Source organism: Rhodococcus sp. P4_E4 (assembly GCF_056401575.1).
This window is the reverse complement of the sequence record NZ_JBFUJB010000016.1, coordinates 101,415-120,629: the sequence shown is the minus strand read 5'-3', so window position 1 is coordinate 120,629 and position 19,215 is coordinate 101,415. Positions and strand designations below refer to the sequence as shown.

Annotated in this window: 19 protein-coding genes; 3 read left to right on the top strand and 16 right to left on the bottom strand. The window is 61.6% G+C overall.

Translation table 11 applies throughout. From position 1 onward, the window contains the following. The 7 genes from AC1DVN_RS19210 to cycA form a co-directional block, all read right to left on the bottom strand. Positions 1 to 639, bottom strand: a complete 639-nt coding sequence (locus tag AC1DVN_RS19210; RefSeq protein WP_019744786.1) for a response regulator — start codon at positions 637 to 639, stop codon at positions 1 to 3. Between the two features lie 76 nt (positions 640 to 715). Continuing rightward, positions 716 to 1,609, bottom strand: coding sequence for a universal stress protein (locus tag AC1DVN_RS19205; RefSeq protein WP_003946389.1), 894 nt, complete (start codon positions 1,607 to 1,609; stop codon positions 716 to 718). A gap of 255 nt (positions 1,610 to 1,864) precedes the next feature. After that, positions 1,865 to 2,905: an LLM class F420-dependent oxidoreductase gene (locus AC1DVN_RS19200; protein ID WP_007727670.1), complete on the bottom strand. Its 1,041-nt coding sequence runs from the start codon at positions 2,903 to 2,905 to the stop codon at positions 1,865 to 1,867. 175 nt (positions 2,906 to 3,080) lie between these two features. Beyond that, positions 3,081 to 3,974 carry a universal stress protein gene (locus tag AC1DVN_RS19195; RefSeq protein ID WP_019744789.1) on the bottom strand — a complete coding sequence of 298 codons (894 nt, stop codon included), beginning with the start codon at positions 3,972 to 3,974 and terminating at the stop codon, positions 3,081 to 3,083. A gap of 141 nt (positions 3,975 to 4,115) precedes the next feature. Continuing rightward, positions 4,116 to 5,621 (bottom strand): glutamate-cysteine ligase family protein, encoded by a 1,506-nt coding sequence (locus AC1DVN_RS19190; RefSeq protein WP_378667592.1) that lies wholly within the window; start codon positions 5,619 to 5,621, stop codon positions 4,116 to 4,118. A 125-nt stretch (positions 5,622 to 5,746) separates the two neighbouring features. Next, the gene (locus AC1DVN_RS19185; protein WP_477994126.1) at positions 5,747 to 6,517 is read right to left on the bottom strand and encodes a M23 family metallopeptidase; all 771 of its coding nucleotides are present in this window, start codon (positions 6,515 to 6,517) and stop codon (positions 5,747 to 5,749) included. Between the two features lie 122 nt (positions 6,518 to 6,639). After that, positions 6,640 to 8,103: a D-serine/D-alanine/glycine transporter gene (gene cycA / locus AC1DVN_RS19180; protein WP_019744791.1), complete on the bottom strand. Its 1,464-nt coding sequence runs from the start codon at positions 8,101 to 8,103 to the stop codon at positions 6,640 to 6,642. Positions 8,104 to 8,245: 142 nt separating this feature from the next. Here cycA and AC1DVN_RS19175 point away from each other — a divergent pair, with 142 nt between their 5' ends. Further along, a complete protein-coding gene (locus AC1DVN_RS19175) occupies positions 8,246 to 8,962 on the top strand; it encodes an HAD family hydrolase (RefSeq protein ID WP_135000461.1) in 717 nt (238 codons plus the stop codon). Positions 8,963 to 8,969: 7 nt separating this feature from the next. Here the strand turns inward: AC1DVN_RS19175 and xylB are convergent, their stop codons facing one another. The 3 genes from xylB to AC1DVN_RS19160 all read right to left on the bottom strand — a co-directional run bounded on the left by xylB (position 8,970) and on the right by AC1DVN_RS19160 (position 11,009). Continuing rightward, on the bottom strand, positions 8,970 to 10,367 hold the full coding sequence (xylB, locus tag AC1DVN_RS19170) for a xylulokinase (protein ID WP_477994125.1): 1,398 nt from the start codon (positions 10,365 to 10,367) through the stop codon (positions 8,970 to 8,972). Positions 10,368 to 10,391: 24 nt separating this feature from the next. After that, positions 10,392 to 10,709, bottom strand: a complete 318-nt coding sequence (locus AC1DVN_RS19165) for a WhiB family transcriptional regulator (RefSeq protein WP_003946343.1) — start codon at positions 10,707 to 10,709, stop codon at positions 10,392 to 10,394. 69 nt (positions 10,710 to 10,778) lie between these two features. Then, entirely contained in the window at positions 10,779 to 11,009 is a 231-nt protein-coding gene (locus AC1DVN_RS19160) for a DUF3263 domain-containing protein (protein WP_020970382.1), read from the bottom strand. Positions 11,010 to 11,203: 194 nt separating this feature from the next. Here AC1DVN_RS19160 and AC1DVN_RS19155 point away from each other — a divergent pair, with 194 nt between their 5' ends. Both AC1DVN_RS19155 and AC1DVN_RS19150 read left to right on the top strand, forming a co-directional pair. Next, on the top strand, positions 11,204 to 12,391 hold the full coding sequence (locus tag AC1DVN_RS19155; protein ID WP_021332277.1) for an ROK family transcriptional regulator: 1,188 nt from the start codon (positions 11,204 to 11,206) through the stop codon (positions 12,389 to 12,391). 266 nt (positions 12,392 to 12,657) lie between these two features. Next, entirely contained in the window at positions 12,658 to 13,959 is a 1,302-nt protein-coding gene (locus tag AC1DVN_RS19150; RefSeq protein WP_092763081.1) for an MFS transporter, read from the top strand. A 46-nt stretch (positions 13,960 to 14,005) separates the two neighbouring features. On the opposite strand, the gene AC1DVN_RS19145 is transcribed toward AC1DVN_RS19150, so the two are convergent. The 6 genes from AC1DVN_RS19145 to AC1DVN_RS19120 all read right to left on the bottom strand — a co-directional run bounded on the left by AC1DVN_RS19145 (position 14,006) and on the right by AC1DVN_RS19120 (position 19,210). Next, positions 14,006 to 14,806, bottom strand: a complete 801-nt coding sequence (locus tag AC1DVN_RS19145; protein WP_046379007.1) for a crotonase/enoyl-CoA hydratase family protein — start codon at positions 14,804 to 14,806, stop codon at positions 14,006 to 14,008. Between the two features lie 141 nt (positions 14,807 to 14,947). Then, a complete protein-coding gene (locus AC1DVN_RS19140) occupies positions 14,948 to 15,799 on the bottom strand; it encodes an alpha/beta hydrolase (protein WP_257209768.1) in 852 nt (283 codons plus the stop codon). Between the two features lie 135 nt (positions 15,800 to 15,934). Next, positions 15,935 to 16,204, bottom strand: coding sequence for a hypothetical protein (locus tag AC1DVN_RS19135; RefSeq protein ID WP_155404274.1), 270 nt, complete (start codon positions 16,202 to 16,204; stop codon positions 15,935 to 15,937). 670 nt (positions 16,205 to 16,874) lie between these two features. Further along, entirely contained in the window at positions 16,875 to 17,036 is a 162-nt protein-coding gene (locus AC1DVN_RS19130; RefSeq protein WP_155250671.1) for a hypothetical protein, read from the bottom strand. Between the two features lie 261 nt (positions 17,037 to 17,297). Continuing rightward, positions 17,298 to 17,975 carry a TetR/AcrR family transcriptional regulator gene (locus AC1DVN_RS19125; RefSeq protein ID WP_078377375.1) on the bottom strand — a complete coding sequence of 226 codons (678 nt, stop codon included), beginning with the start codon at positions 17,973 to 17,975 and terminating at the stop codon, positions 17,298 to 17,300. Between the two features lie 281 nt (positions 17,976 to 18,256). Beyond that, positions 18,257 to 19,210: an LLM class F420-dependent oxidoreductase gene (locus AC1DVN_RS19120; protein WP_261779188.1), complete on the bottom strand. Its 954-nt coding sequence runs from the start codon at positions 19,208 to 19,210 to the stop codon at positions 18,257 to 18,259. Between the last annotated feature and the right edge of the window lie 5 nt (positions 19,211 to 19,215).

Genomic DNA, 19,215 nt, shown 5'->3' with positions numbered 1-19,215 from the left:
CTATCGACTGCCGCTGCGGATTTCGGTGGCCAGCACCGCAGCCTGAGTACGACGCTGCATGCCCAGCTTCGAGAGCAGACGCGTCACGTAGTTCTTGACTGTCTTCTCCGCGAGGAACAATCGCGCGCCGATCTCCCGGTTGGTGAGTCCCTCTCCGATGAGGTCGAAGACTGCTCGCTCCTGATCGGAAAGTTCGGCCAACGGATCAGCGGTGCGGTCGCTACGGATCCGCTGCATCAGCGCCTCCGTCGCCCGACTGTCGAGCAGTGAACCGCCGCGCCCGACTGTGCGGACCGCAGCGACCAGATCGGTTCCGAGAATCTGTTTGAGGACAAATCCCGAGGCGCCCGCCATGATCGCGTCGAGTAGTGCCTCGTCGTCCGCGTACGACGTGAGCATCAGGCAGCGCAGGTTGGGCAGCATCGAGCGCAGTTCGCGGCACAGTTCGACGCCGTTGCCGTCCGGCAGCCGTACGTCCAGAACCGCGACGTCGGCATTGCTCTGCGGTACCGCAGCCAATGCTTCTCCCACGGATGCGGCCTCACCCACCACCACGAAGTCTTCGACCCCACCGAGTAGGTCGAACAATCCGCGTCTGACGATCTCGTGATCGTCGACCAGGAATATCCGCGTTGTCATCGAACCCCTCCAAAAGACATCTCACGTCGAACGGTACCGGAGACGGTGGACTCAAAAGTCATTGAATGCATTCTCTTCACTTGTTGACGTGCCGGACGATGAGAACCGGGCAATCCGCAGTATGGAGCAGTGCCCGACTGGTCGATCCGAGGAGCATTCCCGCGAATCCGCCGCGCCCACGGCTGCCGACGACGATCAATTGCGCCGTCTCCGCGTATTCGCTCAGCACTCGGACCGGACGGTCACGCGCGACGACTCTCTCGACGACGACGTCCGGGTAGCGCTCGGTGAAACCAGCCAATTGCTCGGCAAGGACAACTTCCTCACCTGTCTGGATGCTGCTCCACAGTGGATCGTCAGGAGTGGCGCCCAGGGAGGGCTGCACGCTCACATCGCTCCACACGTTGACGGCGATCAATGTTGCACCCCGAGCGGATGCCTGTTCGAAAGCATGCTCGACTGCCTCGATGCTGCTTTCGGATCCATCGACGCCGACGACGACAGGACCTTCGGTCGGCGGTCGACCATCAAGCGTCCGGCCCCGGACTACCGCCACCGGAGATTCGCCGTGCGAGACGACCGACACCGTCGCGGAACCGACGACCAATCCGGTGAATTCACCATGCCCGCGGGGCCCGAGCGCAATGATGTACGCGCCCTTGGACAATTCGATCAGGCGATCGGAGACGCTGCCGTCGAGTAGTTCGGTGACGATCTCGAGGTCGTCGTCGATGCTTTGTCGCGCGAGGATCTGCGCGCTGTCCAGACGAGCGGTGGCAGTGCGGCGAAGTTCGTCCTTGAAGCTCTCGGCGAGGTACGGCTCGGAGTAGTAGAAAGCGGGGATGTGCACCACCGTCGCGATGTGCAGCGGACGACCGAGCGCCACCGCCGTTCGAGCGGCCCAGACGACAGCCGACGACGCCGATTCCGAGCCGTCCACTGCCACGACTACGGGTTTGGTTGCACTCATGTTCGTCCCTCCACGATCGACCAAAGAATCTCTTCGCCCTCACACTATTGCCCAATGACGGCAAAAAGGATTCATCAGCCGACGCGAGTCCCGAATCGGACATTCCGAGTTCGGGTGGACTGCGGCAACGGCCCCGCCAACATCCCTTTCGGGCGTCAACGAGGCCACCGGTGCCGGATTCGCCCCCCCCCCCCCCCCCCCCCCCCCCCCCCCCCCCCCCCCCCCCCCCCCCCACGGCAGGGTCGCACGGCAGGGTCAGTCACAAATCTTGCGGAACTTCTCGATCAGCTGAACACGGCCGTTGCGATCGGCCGCCAACGGCGTGACGTTGAGCGTCGTGACGCCGGCTTCGGCGAAGGCTGCGACGCGTTCCTTGACGTAGCTCTCGGGACCGATCAACGACACGGCGCGAACCAGCTCGTCCGGGACGGCTGCTGCGGCCTCGTCCTTCTTGCCCGCGAGGTAGAGATCCTGAATCTTCTCGGCGGCCTCTTCGTAGCCGTATCGCACCGCGAGGTCGTTGTAGAAGTTCTTGCCCTTGGCGCCCATGCCGCCGATGTAGAGCGCAAGGCTCGGGCGTACCCAGTCGAGCATGTGGTCGACGTCGTCACCGATGGCCAGGGCCGGCGACGCGTACACCTGAAGCTCGCCGAGGCTCGGATCGCGCTTGGCCTTGCCCTTCGCAATCGGCTCGCCCCATACGCTTGCTGCCTTCTCCGGATGGAAGAAGATGGGTTCCCAGCCTTCGGCGATCTCAGCCGTCAGTTCGACGTTCTTGGGTCCGAGCGAAGCGATCAGGATCGGGATGCGCTCACGCACAGGATGATTGATCAGCTTGAGCGGCTTGCCCAGTCCGGTGCCCTTCTCGGCAGGGAGCGGAACCTGGTAGTACTTGCCCTGGTATTCGACCTTCTCGCGGCGCCACACCTGACGGCAGATCTCGACGACCTCACGCGTGCGTCCCAACGGAGCGTCGTACTTGACGCCGTGGAATCCCTCGATCACCTGCGGTCCGGAAGCACCCAGGCCCATAACGAAGCGACCGTTGGAGACGAAGTCCAGGCCCGCTGCCGTCATGGCGGTCAACGAGGGCGTACGGGTGTAGATCTGGAAGATTCCCGAAGCGAGTTCGATGGTCGACGTCTTGGCCGCCAGGTAACCGAGCTGGCTGACCGCGTCGAAGGAATACGCTTCCGGAACGAAGGCGATGTCCAGGCCCGCCTTCTCCAGGTCACCGACCTCTTCGACGGTTTCGGCGAACCCGCCGCTGTAGTTCAAACCCATACCGATACGCACGTTGTAACCCCAATCCAGACGATTGCCGCTGTGTGCGACGCGCACACAGCCTTGGTACTCCCATCGAACACTTAACTCACATCGAACACTACGGAACATGAGTCCGCATTCATGTGACTACCCCGTTCGTATTCGATGACCGAAACGAACGGGGTAGCGGGAGAACCTGGAGAGGTCAGGATTCTTCGGGGCGAACCACCATGACGGGGCACTTGGCCGAAGCGATCAGGGTATTGCTGGTCGAGCCGAGGAGCATGCCACGGAATCCACCACGGCCACGGCTGCCGACTACAACAAGCTGCGCCTTTGCCGACCAGTCCAGCAGCCGTCCTCGCGGGTTGTCGAGGTATACCTCGCGCCGGACCTTCACGTCCGGGTACTGCTCGGACCAACCGGCCAAGCTCTCGCTGAGTACTGCGTGCTCTTCCTCTTCGAGAGACTGCGGGGCAAGCGCAGCTGCCCTCGGGTCTTCGAATGCCGCGCTGCCGAGGTCACTCCACACGTGCAGCGCCACCAACTCGGCGCCGCGGAACGCTGCTTCCTCGAATGCCGCGCCCACTGCTTGCGCGCTGAGCGCACTGCCGTCGACGCCGACCACGACGGGTCCCTCCGAAGGCACTGCGCCGTCGCGGTCCCGCACGACGATGACCGGGCACTTGCCGTGACTGGCAACACCGACCGCTGTATTGCCGAGAACTGCCGTCGCCGCCTTGCCTGAAGCGGACGCTCCGACAACGACCCGCCTGGCCTGCGCCGAACTCTCGATCAACCACTGAGTTGCGCTGCCGATGGCGATTTCGGTGTGAACTTCGAGTTTCGGATCGATCTCATGGGCGAATTGTTCCGCCTCTGCCAAGATCGCTTTTCCCGCCTCTTCGACCCATTCGTACACCCCACCCGCGTCGACGTACGGTCCGCCGAAACCGTAAGGCGCGAAGTCGAGAGCGTGGATGATGTCGAGTCGTAATTCGCGCTGGGCGGCGATTTTCGCGGCCTCGCGGAGCGCAGTGGACGCAGTGTCCGAACCCTCGACTCCGACAACAACACTGTTATGTTCGCGTGAACTCATGTGCCCACCTTCCTGAAGAAGTAACCGAGCCACTTTCACTCTAACCATCCCACTTGTCCGGCTTTTTTGGGGTCGCCCCCTCTTCATTTCGGGGACTTAGGTCCCCGAAACTGTTGACGGATAGGAGAATTAGCAGAGCAATCAGGACCAGGTGTGAACGGGATCTCCCGCCCGCATGTTCTCGACGTAACCGCGGAGCATTCCGGTGAGCGCAGTCGAGCGGTCCGCGCCCGAGGCCTCCGCGCGCGCCACTTGCTCTCGTTGCCAGGCGGCACCGGTTTGCCGATTCAGGCACCGCCCCTCGATGACGCCGAGATACCGATCGCGGGCCGCGGCGGACAATCCGAAATCCGCCAAACCCTCGTCCGCCAACGGCAGCAGCCTTCGCAGGACCAACTCGTCGGCACCGACCCAACCGATCTCCGGCCAGTACAAAGTTGCGTCGAGTCCGTACTTGGCGCCGATGTGCAGGTTCTCTTCTGCCGCATGGAACGACATGTGCGACCACAGTGGCCGCTCCGCGTTCACCAGCGCCCGAACTGTGCCGTAGTAGAAGGCCGCATTGGCCATGATGTCGACGACAGTCGGTCCGGCCGGCAGCACTCGATTCTCGATACGCAAGTGCGGCTTGCCATCCGAGCAGTCGTACACCGGACGATTCCAGCGATAGACCGTGCCGTTGTGCATCTGAAGCTCGCTCAACTCCGGAACCCCGCCCGCCGCGAGCACTTCCAGTGGATCGGTGTCCGACACGTCAGGCAGCAGGGCCGGGAAGTACCGTGAATTCTCTTCGAACAAGTCGAGCACTGAGTGGATCCACCGCTCACCGAACCACACCCGCGGCCGCACACCTTGGTTCTTCAGCTCGAAAGTTCTTGTGTCCGTGGCCTGCTCGAAGATCGGGATGCGCGATTCGTGCCAGAGCGCCTTGCCTGCCAGGAAAGGAGAATTGGCCGCCAACGCCACCTGTACGCCGGCCAGACACTGCGCTGCATTCCAATGCGCGGCAAACTCTTCCGGCGCAACGCGGAGATGCAACTGCATGGACGTACATGCCGCCTCCGGGACTACCGAATTGGTATCGGCCCGAAGAATTTCCACGTCGCTGCCAGGTAGCGCGACACCTTCGACGTCGAGTTCGATGTCCTCGCCGCGAGCGGTGAAAATTTGCTCGTTGAGCAATTCGTAGCGCGGGTTCGCGGTGATCCACTCTCGATCGAGATGCTCGAGTTGCAGAGTCGGCAGCATCCCGATCATCACCATCTCGGCGTCGTGCGCATGAATTCGCGCGTCTGCGACGTCGAGGGAGGCGCGCAGTTTCTTTTCCAATTCGAAAGTTGCATCACCGGTGAGTGGGCCGGGTTCAACGTTCATCTCGACGTTGAACTGTCCGAGCTCGGTTTGGAAAACCGCAGCGTCGTCGATGGATTCGAGCACTTCACGGTTGGACATCGCAGGAGCCATGTCCCCGTTCACCAGGTTGAATTCGATCTCCATGCCCAGCAGCGGCGCCGGCTTGTCGACGGCGTCTCGGAAGTCACCACCATCGAGCATCTGCTTCATGGCGTCGACGCATGACCGCACTTTCTTGCGAAAGAGCCTACGGTCCGCCCGCGTGAATTCTCGCGCCGTGACTTCTGCACCCATCGCGCATTCCCCCTTCGACGATCAACGTCACTGAAGGCTATCCGGCCGGTGTCACCGACAAACGAGAACTGCGGTGGCACCGGGAAGAATTTCCCGACGCCACCGCAGTTCTCCGAAAGTTTCTCTTACGAGTTGTCTACCCAGGTGACAGCCACGCCGCGAGCCTGCAGCCACGCTGCGGGATCGACCTTTGCGCCGTTCTCGGCAACTTCGAAGTGCAGGTGCGGGCCGGTGGACTGTCCACGGTTACCCACTGTGGCGATCTGCTGGCCCGCATTGACGCGCTGGCCGACGTTGACCTGGTAGTCGTTGACGTGGCCGTAGGTGGTGACCGTGCCGTCGTCGTGCTGGACGCGAACCCAGAGGCCGAAACCTGACGCCGGGCCGGCGTCGATGACCTGGCCGTCTGCTGCAGCCAGAATCGGCGTACCGATCGGAGCCGCGATGTCGAGACCGCCGTGGTGTGCTCCCCAGCGCGAACCGAAGGTGGAGGTCAGCGTTCCGGACACCGGCTGCACGGTGCGAGCAGAGGTGCCGGGGTTGATCCCCGCGAGGAACTGCTGTGCCTGCGTGTTGAGATCGGCAGCAAAATCGGGAAGCTCGGGAATGTCGAGAGCGGGAAGTGCCGCCAATTCAGCCGGAACGACAACGCCCTCGGGGAGCAGACCCTGCGGGATTTCGATGCCGGCGATGGTCTGTGTTGCCGGCGCCGCAGCGGCGGTTCCTGCACCCATCTGGCCTGCACCGACGAGGAGTGCACCGGTAGCCGCAGCTACGACACCCGCCTTGACACCGGCACCAGGGCCAGCCGACGGGGTGCGGTGGCGGCCGCTTGCTGCCTCGGAATCGATCTCGAAGACAACATCGTCATTGCCCGTGCGGTGGTGGTTTCCCACAGTGTGTACTCCGTCAGTCGTCGGCGTGCAGCGTCCTTCTGATGAAGCCCGCTCCTCTGTCTGCCGAAGAATGTAACAGTTTGATCAAGGCGGCCGCCACCGTTACCCGATCTTGACCAAAACTATTTCTCGCCGTTCTGTCGGCTGGCGTCCAGTTCTGACTTGAATGCGTCGTATCGTGCCCGGTGAGCGGGTCGGCGACGAATGATCGCCCACGCGATACCCAGAACCACGAACCAGATCGGTGTGACGACAAGTGCCTGCAGGGTGTCGTCCTTGGTTGTCAGCGCCCAGAGGATGAAGACGAAGAACGCGAGCACGACCCAGCACATCACGATGCCGCCGGGCATCTTGAACTTCGACGCCTCGTGCAGGTGCGGACGACGCTTCCGGTACACCATGTAACTCGCCAGGATGATCGTCCACACGAACATGAACAGCAGCGCCGAGATGGTCGTGACGACGGTGAAGGCCTCGATCACGGAATCGCCCGAGAACAGCAGGATCAACGACGCCAGCAAGAAGATGCAGGAGAACATCAGGGCGTTCGCGGGGACCTTGCGCGAGTTCAGCTTGCCGAGTGCCCGCGGTGCGTCGCCCTCCTGTGCAAGGCCGAACACCATGCGCGAGGTGGAGTAGATACCCGAGTTGGCCGAAGATGCAGCGGAGGTCAGCACGACGAAGTTGATGACAGATGCAGCGATGCCGAGGCCGGCGAGTGTGAACATGGCGACGAACGGACTCTTGTCAGCGCTGATTTCGCGCCACGGAGTCACCGCGATGATCACGGTCAGTGCAACGACGTAGAACAGCAGGACACGAATGGGGATGGAGTTGATGGCCTTCGGCAGGTTCTTCTCCGGGTCCTTCGCCTCGGCTGCTGTCGTGCCGACGAGCTCGATTCCCACGAAGGCGAACACGGCGATCTGGAAGCCGGCCACGAAGCCCATGAATCCGGTCGGGAACATGCCGCCGTCGTTCCAGAGGTTGTCGATACCCGAGGTGGCACCATTCGGCGCCGTGAACCCGGAGACGACCATGACGATGCCGACGATGATCAGGCTGACGATGGCGACGATCTTGATCAGCGCGAACCAGAACTCGGTTTCACCGAAAGCGCGAACGGTCGGGAGATTGAGGAGAAGCAGCGCCGCGATCGTCAGCAAAGCAGGTATCCATGCTGCAAGACCTGGCCACCAGTATTTGAAATACCCGGAAATCGCGATGACGTCCGCGATGCCGGTGACGATCCAGCAGAACCAGTAGGTCCAGCCGGTGAAGAATCCCGCCCAGGGGCCCAGCAGATCCGCGGCGAAGTCGGAGAACGACTTGTACGCCATGTTCGAGAGCAGCAACTCCCCCATCGCCCGCATGACGAAGAAGAGCATGAAGCCGATGATCATGTACACGAAGATCACGGAAGGCCCGGCAAGCGAGATCGTCTTGCCCGATCCCATGAACAGTCCGGTGCCGATGGCACCACCAATGGCGATCAGCTGGATATGCCGGTTGGACAGCTGACGTGAGAGGTGGGGGTCTTCGCCGGACGGCTTCGTCAGGTCTGGTGTATTCGCGTGGTCGGACACGGAGGATCCCCCTCGTCATACGGTTCATCCGGGGCATCGAAATCGTGCCCGTCGGGGGAACCTCGGAAAATGTGCTCTCTCAAAGTACGCGTGCACTGGCTCACATCAAGCATCGGAAAGCGGACGCCGATAACCTGTCGAGGTGAACACTGACAGCACGGCCCATCAAGACGGACATATCGCCGCGACGCTGTTCGATTTCTCCGGAACCCTCTTCCGTTTGGAGGAGAGCGACGATTGGACCGAGCACCTCGTCGATCACCAAGGCGATCCGCTCGACGTGCACGCTCAAGCCGAGTTGATGCGTCGGATGACCGCGCCGGTGGGCAGAACCGTCGAGATGGACGAAGCCGGGATCTACGCGTGGGAGAACCGCGACCGGGATCCGAAGTTGCATCGTCAGGCGTACCTCGACGTGTTGAGCAAGTCCGGAGTGCCCGATCCGGTTCGGGCCGAAGCCTTCTACGCGCTGCTGGTCGATCCGGACCAGTGGTCGCCGTACCCGGATACCGGTGAGGTCCTGAAGTCATTGTCGGAGAAGGGCGTACGCACTGCCGTCTTGAGCAACATCGCCTTCGACATCCGTCCGGCGTTCGTCGACCGCGGCTGGGACGTCTGGGTCGACGAGTTCGTCCTGTCGTTCGAGGTGGGTGCAGTCAAACCGGAACCCGCGATCTTCGAATACGCCCTGGCACAGCTGGATGTGGATGCGGCGCAGACCCTGATGATCGGTGACAGCGACGTCGCCGACGGCGCGGCCCGAGACATCGGTTGCCAGTTCGCACTCGTCGATCCCCTGCCGACGACCGAACGTCCGCACGCGCTACTCGACGCAGTGCGGAAGTTCGGGCTTCTGTAGGGAGCGCTCAGACGCCTTCGGTGAGTTCGCGCAACGACGCGTAGCGCTCGCGCACGTTGGGAGCTGGTTCGGCGTCGAATCGTCGCTCTTCCGGTTTCGGCCACACCGGAGGCTGCGTGTCCCCGGACAGTGCCCATGCTGCTTGCCTGCATGCCCCTTCGGCGACGTACTCACCCGGAGCAGGGATTACGACCGGCACTCCGAGAATTGCCGGCGCAATCTCACAGAGAGCGCGAGACTTCGCTCCGCCTCCGACGAGGAGAACTCGCTTCACCTCGACGCCCTGACGAACCAGATCGTCGACGCCGTCGGCCAAGCCGCACAGGAGCCCTTCGACTGCGGCGCGCGCGAAATGCGCCGGCGTCGAATTCTGCAGCCGGAAACCGTGCATCGCTCCCGTGGCGTCAGGGCGGTTGGGCGTCCGCTCGCCCTCGAAGTACGGAATCATGACCAGTCCGTCGTTTCCGAGGGGCGCGGTCAACGCCAACCGGGACAGTTCGGCGTGATCGACACCGAGAATGGACGCCGTCGCATCAAGAATGCGCGCGCCGTTGAGAGTGCACACGAGCGGCAGGTGCAGACCGGTTGCGTCCGCGAATCCTGCCACGTTTCCACTGGGATCGTGCGTGGGGGTGGCCGATACAGCCGACACGACGCCGGATGTTCCGATCGAGATGATCACGTCACCGGGGACTGCTCCCAAACCCAGTGCGGCTGCGGCATTGTCACCCGTACCCGGTCCGATGATTCCCCCGGAGTCAGTGCTTCCGATCTTGTCGTTCGGCGATGCAACTCGGGGAACATGGGGGGTGCGATCGCGAAATGCCAACGCCAGCAAGTCGGTACGGTATTCGCGCGTCGAGGCAGCGTAATAGCCGGTTCCACTTGCGTCGCCCGCGTCTGTGGCGAGCTCCTCGATTGAACCGGACCCGCCCAATTTCCAGGACAGCCAGTCATGCGGAAGACACACCGCGGCAGTGCGATCGGCGTTGCCTGGCTCGTGATCTGCGAGCCATCGAAGCTTGCTTGCCGTGACCGCGGCGACCGGAACTACGCCAACCGCGTCGGCCCACGCCTTCGATCCGCCGAGTTCTTCGACCAGATCCTTCGCAGCCTTCGCCGAACGAGTGTCGTTCCACAGCAGCGCCGGCCTGACGACCTCGCCGCCGCTGTCCAGACACACCATGCCGTGCTGTTGAGCTCCGACGGATACCGCTGCGACGTCGCCGAGCCCACCCGCCGCGGCGATTGCATTGTCCATCGCCTCGAGCCAGCATGTCGGATCTATCTCGGTACCGACGGGATGGGCCGCCCGTCCTTCTCGTACCAGTTCTCCCGAATCGGCATCACGGACAATGACTTTGCACGACTGGGTAGACGAATCGATACCGGCTACGAGGGTCACACTGGCGTCCTTTCCGAAGGACCGTCAGCTCGCGTTGGCGACCGCGGGCATCCGGTTGCTGCGCTTACGCAGCGATCGCACATATTCTGCGCGCTCGGTCTCCGTCATTCCACCCCAGATGCCGTAAGGCTCGTGGACGGAGAGTGCGTGTTCGCGGCACTGCTGGAGTACAGGGCACGTCGCGCAGACCTTCTTGGCGTTGCGTTCACGGTTCTCGCGAGCGTGTCCACGCTCGCCGTCCGGGTGGAAGTAGACCGCGGAATCGTGCCCACGGCACGCTCCCTGCAGCTGCCAGTCCCACACTTCGGCGGTCGGGTACGGCATCGGAAGGTGCTTGTGCATGATGGCGACCTCAATTCCTTACTCGGGTGAAACGGATTCGGGTGACTCGGGGCTGACGCCGGGTCGGACTTATCGACGCCTGGCCGATTGGCCGAGTCGATGTGCACAGACCGTTGCGAGTTCGCCGGTGACCGGCGGAGTCAGCGCTACGACGCCGTCGTCGAGAATTGCCTGCAGCCTGCGGAAATACTCATCCGGGGCGAGGCCGAAAGTTACAAAGATCTCTTCGTCAGGTCCACCGTCGAACTGCTGCCACTTACGTGCGAACTCGACGATCTCTTGTGTATCGGTGCGGCTCATCAGGTTCTCCCCTGTTTGTGCGCCCTGCTTCACAGAAACTGCGACTCGTCTCCTCGGACGCCCGTGGCAGTGAGTCAAGACACAGACTATGCCTACTTCTGCTTTTTCACAAGACCTACTTACGTCTTTTTGTGGACAAAGTATGCGAACTTTCGCACGCTGAAGTTACCGACGAGGAATGCTTGAATAGGACAATGACCCGACCGTCCACGACTCCGGCTACCGCGGGAGAGGTATTCACGCTGATACGCAGCGGTTCCGCGACCACGCGCAGCGAGATCGGGAAGCTCACCGGCCTGTCCAGGACGGCGGTATCGGCCAGGGTTGCAGCACTTCAATCGCTTGGTTTGATCGCCGATGACGACGAGGGCCCGTCGACGGGCGGCCGGCCGCCGTCCACTCTCACCTTCGCGAACTCGTCCGGCGTGGTTCTCGTCGTGGCAATCGGTCGATCGCGGGCACAACTTGCCGTCACCGACCTGGCGGGCACGATCCTCGCCGCAGAAGACATCGACAAGTCGGTCGGGGTCGGCCCCGACGAACTGATGCCCGAAATTGCCGAGCATCTTTCGTCACTACTGGCCCAGGTCCAACGCGCGTCTACCGAGGTCATCGGAATCGGACTGAGCATTCCCGGAACGGTCGACGTCGCCGCGGGAGCGAGCCTCGACTCTCCGATGATGGCGGGATGGGACGGCGTCGCTCTTGCCCCCTATCTGGCATCGGTGACCACGGCGCCGCTGTTTGCCGACAACGATGCCAACGTGATGGCCCTGGCCGAATTGAGCGAACGACGCGAGAGCGCGCCCAACCTCCTGATGATCAAGGCGTCAACCGGCCTCGGCGCAGGAATCGTCATGGGCGGAATCCTCCAACGCGGTTCACTCGGAGCGTCCGGCGAGATCGGGCATACCAAAACCGCTGCAGCGCGGGGCATGAAGTGTCGCTGCGGCGACGTCGGCTGCGTCGAAACCGTCGCCAGCGGCTGGGCTCTCGTGCACGCCCTCCGAGATCAGGGCCGAAGTGTCGGGCACGTGCGTGACGTCGTCCGCCTCGCCCTGGACGGCGACAGCGAAGCCCGCCGGCTCATCAGAAGCAGCGGCCGACTGATCGGCGACGTCATTTCCGGCGCGGTCAACCTCCTCAATCCCGAGGTCCTGATCATCGGCGGCGACATGGCCGAGGCAGACGAGCTCTTCCTCGCCGGACTTCGGGAGTCCGTCTACGGCAACGCAACGGCGCTTGCCACCCGAAAGCTTCAGATCGCTTCGGTCAGCCACGGCGCACAATCCGGGATCCTCGGTTGTGCGGTTCTCGTCCTCGACCATCTGCTCAGCGCCAGGGAAATCGATCTGCGGATCGCCGCGTCGCTCCACACCTGAGCAACTGATTTCTCGCATGCTCTGCACCAGATAATCAGACCTTTCCGGCACCCCTTGTGTTGACGCTCACACTTCTGCATAATTCATTACCTACCGATCATTCGGTTGCCAATATCGACAATGAGATCGCGCAGGAACGCTCCGAGTCAGCCAAAAGCATGCACCGAGCACACCGGCAACGTCGCAGATCGAACAGCGTTTCTCCCCTGTTCCGACTTCGCAGTTCACCGCGCCGGTGAACCACGTGACTGGCAGAAAGTAGCTCGATGACCACAACCAGAACTGGCACCAAGCCCGCCGCGAAGGAGTACGACCGCGCCGCGATGGCGTCGATGGTCGGCACCACCGTCGAGTGGTACGACTTCTTCATCTACGCCCAAGCCGCAGCCCTGATCTTTGCCGACCTGTTCTTCAAGCCGATGGGCTCGGCAGGCCAGATCGTCTCCTACGTCACGGTCGGCATCAGCTTTGTCTTCCGTCCTCTCGGCGCCATCGTGGCTGGCTATCTCGGCGACAGACTCGGCCGTAAACGTGTCCTGGTCGCGACGTTGGCGATGATGGGGGCCGCGACCGTTCTCATCGGCGTGCTGCCGACGTATGCCTCGATCGGCATCTGGGCGCCGATCCTGTTGATCCTTCTCCGAATCGTGCAGGGATTCTCGACGGGCGGCGAATGGGGTGGGGCTGCTCTTCTTGCCGTCGAACACGCACCCACCAAGCGTCGAGGGTTCTTCGGAGCGTTCGTCCAGATGGGCGTACCGCTCGGAATGTTGCTCGCCACCGGCGTTTTGGCACTGTGCACGTTCACCCTCACGGACGAACAGTTCACCACCTGGGGATGGCGAGTGCCGTTCCTGCTCAGCGTCGTGCTGATCGGCGTCGGCTTCTACATTCGAAGCAAGGTCAGCGAGTCACCCGTGTTCGCCGAACTCAAGGAACGCCGCACCGAGAGCAACACGCCTATCCGAACTCTGTTCAAGAAACACCCGAAGCAGGTCGTACTCGCGGCCCTCTCCTTCATCGGCACAAACGGCAACGGCTACATGGTGATCGGCGGATTCATCGTCGCGTACGCAACCAAGACCTACGGCCTGGGTAAGACCGAACTACTGATTGCCACGCTCGCAAGTGCAGTCACGTGGGGCGTTTTCACCATGATCGGCGCTTACTGGTCGGATCGGCGCGGCCGCACCACGGTGATGAACGTCGGCAACCTCGCAATGATCCTCTTCGCGGTGCCGTTCTTCCTCCTCATCGACACCGGCAATCTCGGCTGGATCTACGTGGCAATGATCCTGTTCTCGGTCGGACTCGGACTGTCGTACGGACCTCAACCGGCATTGTTCGCCGAACTGTTCCCAGCTTCGATCCGCTACAGCGGCGCGTCGATCTCCTACGCCGTCGGCACCATTTTCGGCGGCGCCTTTGCTCCCACCGTCGCCCAATGGCTCCTCGGCAAGACCGGTGGCACTCTTGCCATCTCGATCTATCTCGCCCTGTTGGCCGCAGTGTCGTTCGTCGCCACGATGCTCATCAAGGACCGATCTGGACGAGATCTGATGGTGTAATCGGCCTGAATGAGAACGCCCCACGGCGACGCGATGCCGGAGTTTGTCAGCCGAACTTTCGAATGGCGAACTCCGGCAACGTCTTCGCAGTATTCGCGGAGCGTACGATCTTGTGGTTCTTGCCTCTCATCAGCGCCAGTTGGATCCGCGATTCGATCCAGAACGCACCGCGTGGCGATCGGTTCCAGGTCTTGTGCAGCAACGTCTTCGTCCCTGCGACGGCGTCCGGCGAGCGAGTCATGATCTGCGACAACAGTTCCTGTGCCGGTTTGATCGGATTGTCACTTACTCCGCTCACGAACCCCCACTCGAGAGCCTGATTTCCATCGAACAGTTCAGCAGTCATGGCGAGGCGTTTCACGACGTCCATCGCCGCGAGTTCGCGCATCGTGACCGTTCCGGTCATGTCGGGGATCAATCCCCACTTCGCCTCCATCACCGAGAACGTGCAATCAGGGGTGGTGAATCGAAAGTCTGCGGCGAGCGCCAATTGCAGTCCCCCGCCGAAGCAGTGGCCGTGGACGACCGCGATGACCGGCACGGGCAATTCGCGCCACACCCAGCACGCACGTTGAAAGAGGTTGGTCTTCTGACCGGGAAATTTCGCAAAGGCCTTGGCCATCCGGCTCGGCTGCTTGCCGGCAGAAGCGAAGTCCAATCCGGCCGAGAATGCGTCGCCCGCGCCTTGCAGAACCACGCCCCGGATCGAACGATCAGTTCTGATCGTTCGGGCCGCGTCCACCAGCGCGTCGAGCATGTCCAGATCGAGACCGTTGAGTTTCTCCGGCCGGTTCAGCGTCACGTACGCCACCGACTGCACTACCTCGACACGAACACGATCACTCACGGCAACTCCTTCGATTCGACATATCCCCGACGAACTTACCCGAGAGTAAGTTCGTCGGGGATTCGTCATGCCAACGTGTTCTGCAACATGATTCATACGGCCCCTGCTGTAGATCCCGCAAAGACTCCGTACCCAGATCGGCTAGATCGTCGCGCCTAGATGTGCTGTAACCAGGTCGATTACCGTGCTGTATGAGCTCAGATTCGGCATCGTCATGAACCCATGAATCGTGTCGCTGATGTTGATGTGATTCACGAAAGTGCCGTCGCGCTCCAACAAGGACGCGTAGTTGATGGCATCATCACGAAGGGGGTCATGCCCTGCGGTGACTACCAACGCTTGTGGTAAGTCGACGAATGACTGGTTGAGCGAAGGGCATACGCGCGGATCCGAACGCTCATCGCTTGTGGTGTATATGTCGAAGAACCACAAGACGGTAGCCGTGGCCAGCAATGGAGCGTGCTCGTTGTCGACCCACGAGGGGCGCGCAATCGCATATTCCGTCCCCGGATAAAAAAGCACCTGAGACTTCAATGCCGGCATCGCACCGCGATCGAGATGGGTAAGCACGGCGGAAAGATTTGCGCCGGCACTGTCACCGCCCACTGCTAGCCGGTTTACATCGATGCCGAGCGCCGGGCCGTGCTCTCGAACCCATGAAAGCGCCGCAACCGCATCGTTGACAGCGGCTGGGAACTTGTCCTCGGGAGCGAGCCGGTAGTCGACAGATACAACAGCAATGTTGTTGCGCGATAAGATATCTCGACACAAGTAGTCGACGCCCCCGTCGAGTCCACCGGTGGCCCACCCACCTCCGTGAAAGTAGAGCAGTGCGGGACTTGGCCGAGCGTCGACGTCTGGACGATAGACCCGGACTGTGAAGGACACGTCGTTCGCGTGCACGCTGTGGTCCGACACATCGCCGACCTGGGGCAATTCCGGCAGTTGCGCACCTAACTGCTCGAGGGCTGAGCGCACGTCGGTGATGGACAATCCGCTGAGGCCTCCAACGGGCAGTACTGCGGCCAACATGTCCGCGACAGCTTGGGAATCTGCAGCCAGCGGGGTCTGGAGTGAAACTTCATCATGATTTGTTATCCGTTCCTGTTGAGTTCAAGTCCGGTGAATTCACCGTTTTCTCACCATTCTTCGATGCCCCCAGAAGTCCCTGTCACGCGCTTGATGGACCTCCCGGAAGGGTGTAACGGCCAACGACCGAAGTGCATCGTCGTCGTGCGCGCCCGCGCCCCTCGATCCGCCTGCAGGTCGAGCCATCCGCGCGCCTCGCTCTGCGTCGTAGCGCGCTAGTAGTGCTGTGTGATCGAAGTCCACAGCGACCGGCACTCCGGATTCGGGCAACCGGACGGGGGTTTTGACGATGACATCTTTGCTGCTCATCGGAATCTTTCTGAGAGATGGACCGAAACTCGACATGTCGTCGATAGTTCTTGACAGCCCGTCAATTAATGACACGCTACATACCCGGATGGGATCTGTAAACCCCACCCAGTCCACGCAGCAGCCAGGTCTGGACTGAAGGTTGTCAATCGTCGATATGAGGAAATGCCTTGCAAAAAAGCAGATTTCACTGGATCTTGAAGTAGTGTCCGCTGCAGCGACGGGCGGTACTGTCGATGGTGTCCTGCGACACTCCGCCGCGAGCTTTCCCGGCAACACTGCCTTCCGTTCGGAGGTTTCGATCCGAATACGGGTGATCGCGTCGCGGCGTACGGCGCCAACCCCGACGCCTAATTGATCAGATACCTGGCGTGTGCACGCGCCGGACTGATATATGTGCCGGCGAACTACGCACGCAGGTCGGGGAGTTGACGTATCTCTCAGCCAATCCGGGGCACGGGCTGTCCTGGTCGATCCGACCCTCGAGGACGCCCTCACTACCGTGTCGAGCGACCCGGTCACTGTCGAGCACATCCTGCCGTTACGCGAGGCGGAGGGTTCGAGACTCGAGGTCGCGGGCGAAGGCGCCGTTCCAAATCTGATACAGGCTTCCTCGCCGACCGATCCAGTCCAGCTTCTCTACACCACACAAAACCCAAGGGCGCTATGATCACCCGCGTATCGGTGATGCGGTGGACGCCATCGGAAACAATCCGATGTAGACGACAACCAAACGCGCGTTGTCGCTGTGGATCCGAAGGAACACCTCGGCACCGGAGTGGGCCGGGGCCCGCATTGCATTGAATGCGTTGGCGCCCGGTGTGATCCGCACCCCAATGACGGAATATGGGTTCAGTTCGCAGGCGGGACGTGAGATCTTTCAGGAATTCCGCTCAATGCACCCACCGGCAACCCTGAAGCCGTCGCCGCATTGGATTTTCCGACGAGCGTGACGATTCAGTCGCGACCGGCCAGGTTCTCTATGCGGACCGAAGCGTAGAAACGAAATTTCGTTCTGAAATTGTCTGTCCCACGACAACCACAGAGTATTCACTCTGATGCAGAATGGTGCCATCCGAGAAAGTGAGAGGCATCATTCTGCACCACTGTCGATTTTTTCTCGTCGCGGATCTATTCCCCATGCGGAACTGAGCGTCACTAAACGTAGATTATCCATCATTCGTTCGGTTTCACTTACCTGAGGCTTCGCCAAGCGATCTTGATAATAGGCAACTATCCACATGTCGTTGAGAACAGTGGCCAATCCCACGTAATCGTTGGTAATGGGCGTAGCCACGCCTGCCGCCGCGTCGACTTCGATTTGATGTGCGTATTCGCGGGTATACGAGCCCAGTAGCGCCAACCATCGGCGACGAATATCGGCGTCGATGCCCACGGCCTGCATTCCAGCAATCAAAATTACATCGTGGTCAACCCACGTAGAATAGGCGGCATTGATCAATCGATCGTGGTATATCTCGATCGATTCGTGAGCGCGTCGGGGAACACCACCCGTCCGTTCGATCCATATGCTCCAAACATCCGCGACCAGATCACCGAGCACCTCGTACTTCGATTCGAAGTAGAAGTAGAAGTTCGAACGGTTGATACCGACTGCAGTTGCAATATCCGCCACAGATAGTTCGAGGAAGTTTCTTTTCGCGAGGAGATCGCGAAACGCATCTAAGATTGCTCTTTTCTGAAGCTCACCCTTCGAAGGATGCTGGCGTCGAAAACTCGAGGCGGGTTCATCGTTCTCGATCCTAGGCATGGCTAGATCCTACCGAGTTCACCCGAACGACTGACCAACATGCTGCTCGCCGCTCGTGGGACCATGGACATTATGCGGGACTGATCCGGCGGGGGATGTCGAGGAACACTGTGATCCCGGCGGCAAAACAGGCTTCCAGGCCTGTAGATCCGCACGGCCACTCGAGCTTTGCCCAACGATCACTGCCACCGGTCGCGGCATTGATGCTATCTGGATGCCAACTCCTCCGATTCGACATATCCCCGACGAACTTACCTTAGAGTAAGTTCGTCGGGGATTCGTCATACCATCTCGGCAAGAAGTTCCATCGTCACTTGCCCGGCCGGATCCGAATCAGTGGATGAAGGCACGGCCACGACGGTGTCCACGCCCACCGCTCGATACGCCTCGAGTTGCTCGCGCGCATCGGCCGCGGTTCCCACGATTCCCACCGTCGCGACCATCGCGTCCGAGACCTGACTCAAGATCTCTCGAGGCGCGGTCCCGGCCCTGGCTGCCTCGATCACGGATGCAAACCCTGCTCGCACGAACATGTCCGAGTACCCGGGGGCAGCGAGATACGGCACAAGCCCACGTCTGAGCTGATCGATCGACATCTGAGTTGGGCCTTCGGTTGCCACGGCCGCCGGCGCCCAAACCGACACCTGGGGCATCGGCGTTCCCATTTCAGCCGCGATTTCCTTGCACCGTGCGATCAGGCGCCCCGCTTGCTCCGGGCTGACCAGATTGAGCACCAGTTCGTCGCCCAACTCCACCGCGGCGCGAAGGGCCTTGTCTCCGAAAGCTGCAACGATCAGCCGCCCACCCGGCGGCTGAAGTCGCAGTCGATATCCGCTGGTCCGCATCACCGTTCCGGCGACTTCGCCCCGCTCGCCGTCCATCAGCGCTCGCACAGCGCAGGCTGACTCCGCGAGTGCACGTGCGGCCCCCGATCTGCTTCGCCCATGCCATTTTTCGACCACGACAGTGCTGGACGTGCCCAACGCTATCGACACGTGACGCCCGGTCAGGTCGGCTACCGACGCCGCCCCGATCGCGATCATCGCCGGATCACGAACCGTCACCGCGAGCGGACCGACCACCAACTCGGAGTGCTCGAAGCCGGCGCCGACTGACGTCGCCAGAGCAAAGGCGTCGTACGTCGCCATCTCCCCCACCCACACTCGGCCGAACCCCAGTTTGTCGGCGAGGCGTGCAGTAGTGGTCACCTCCCGCGGCGGACGGTCCTGCCACAAGCCCA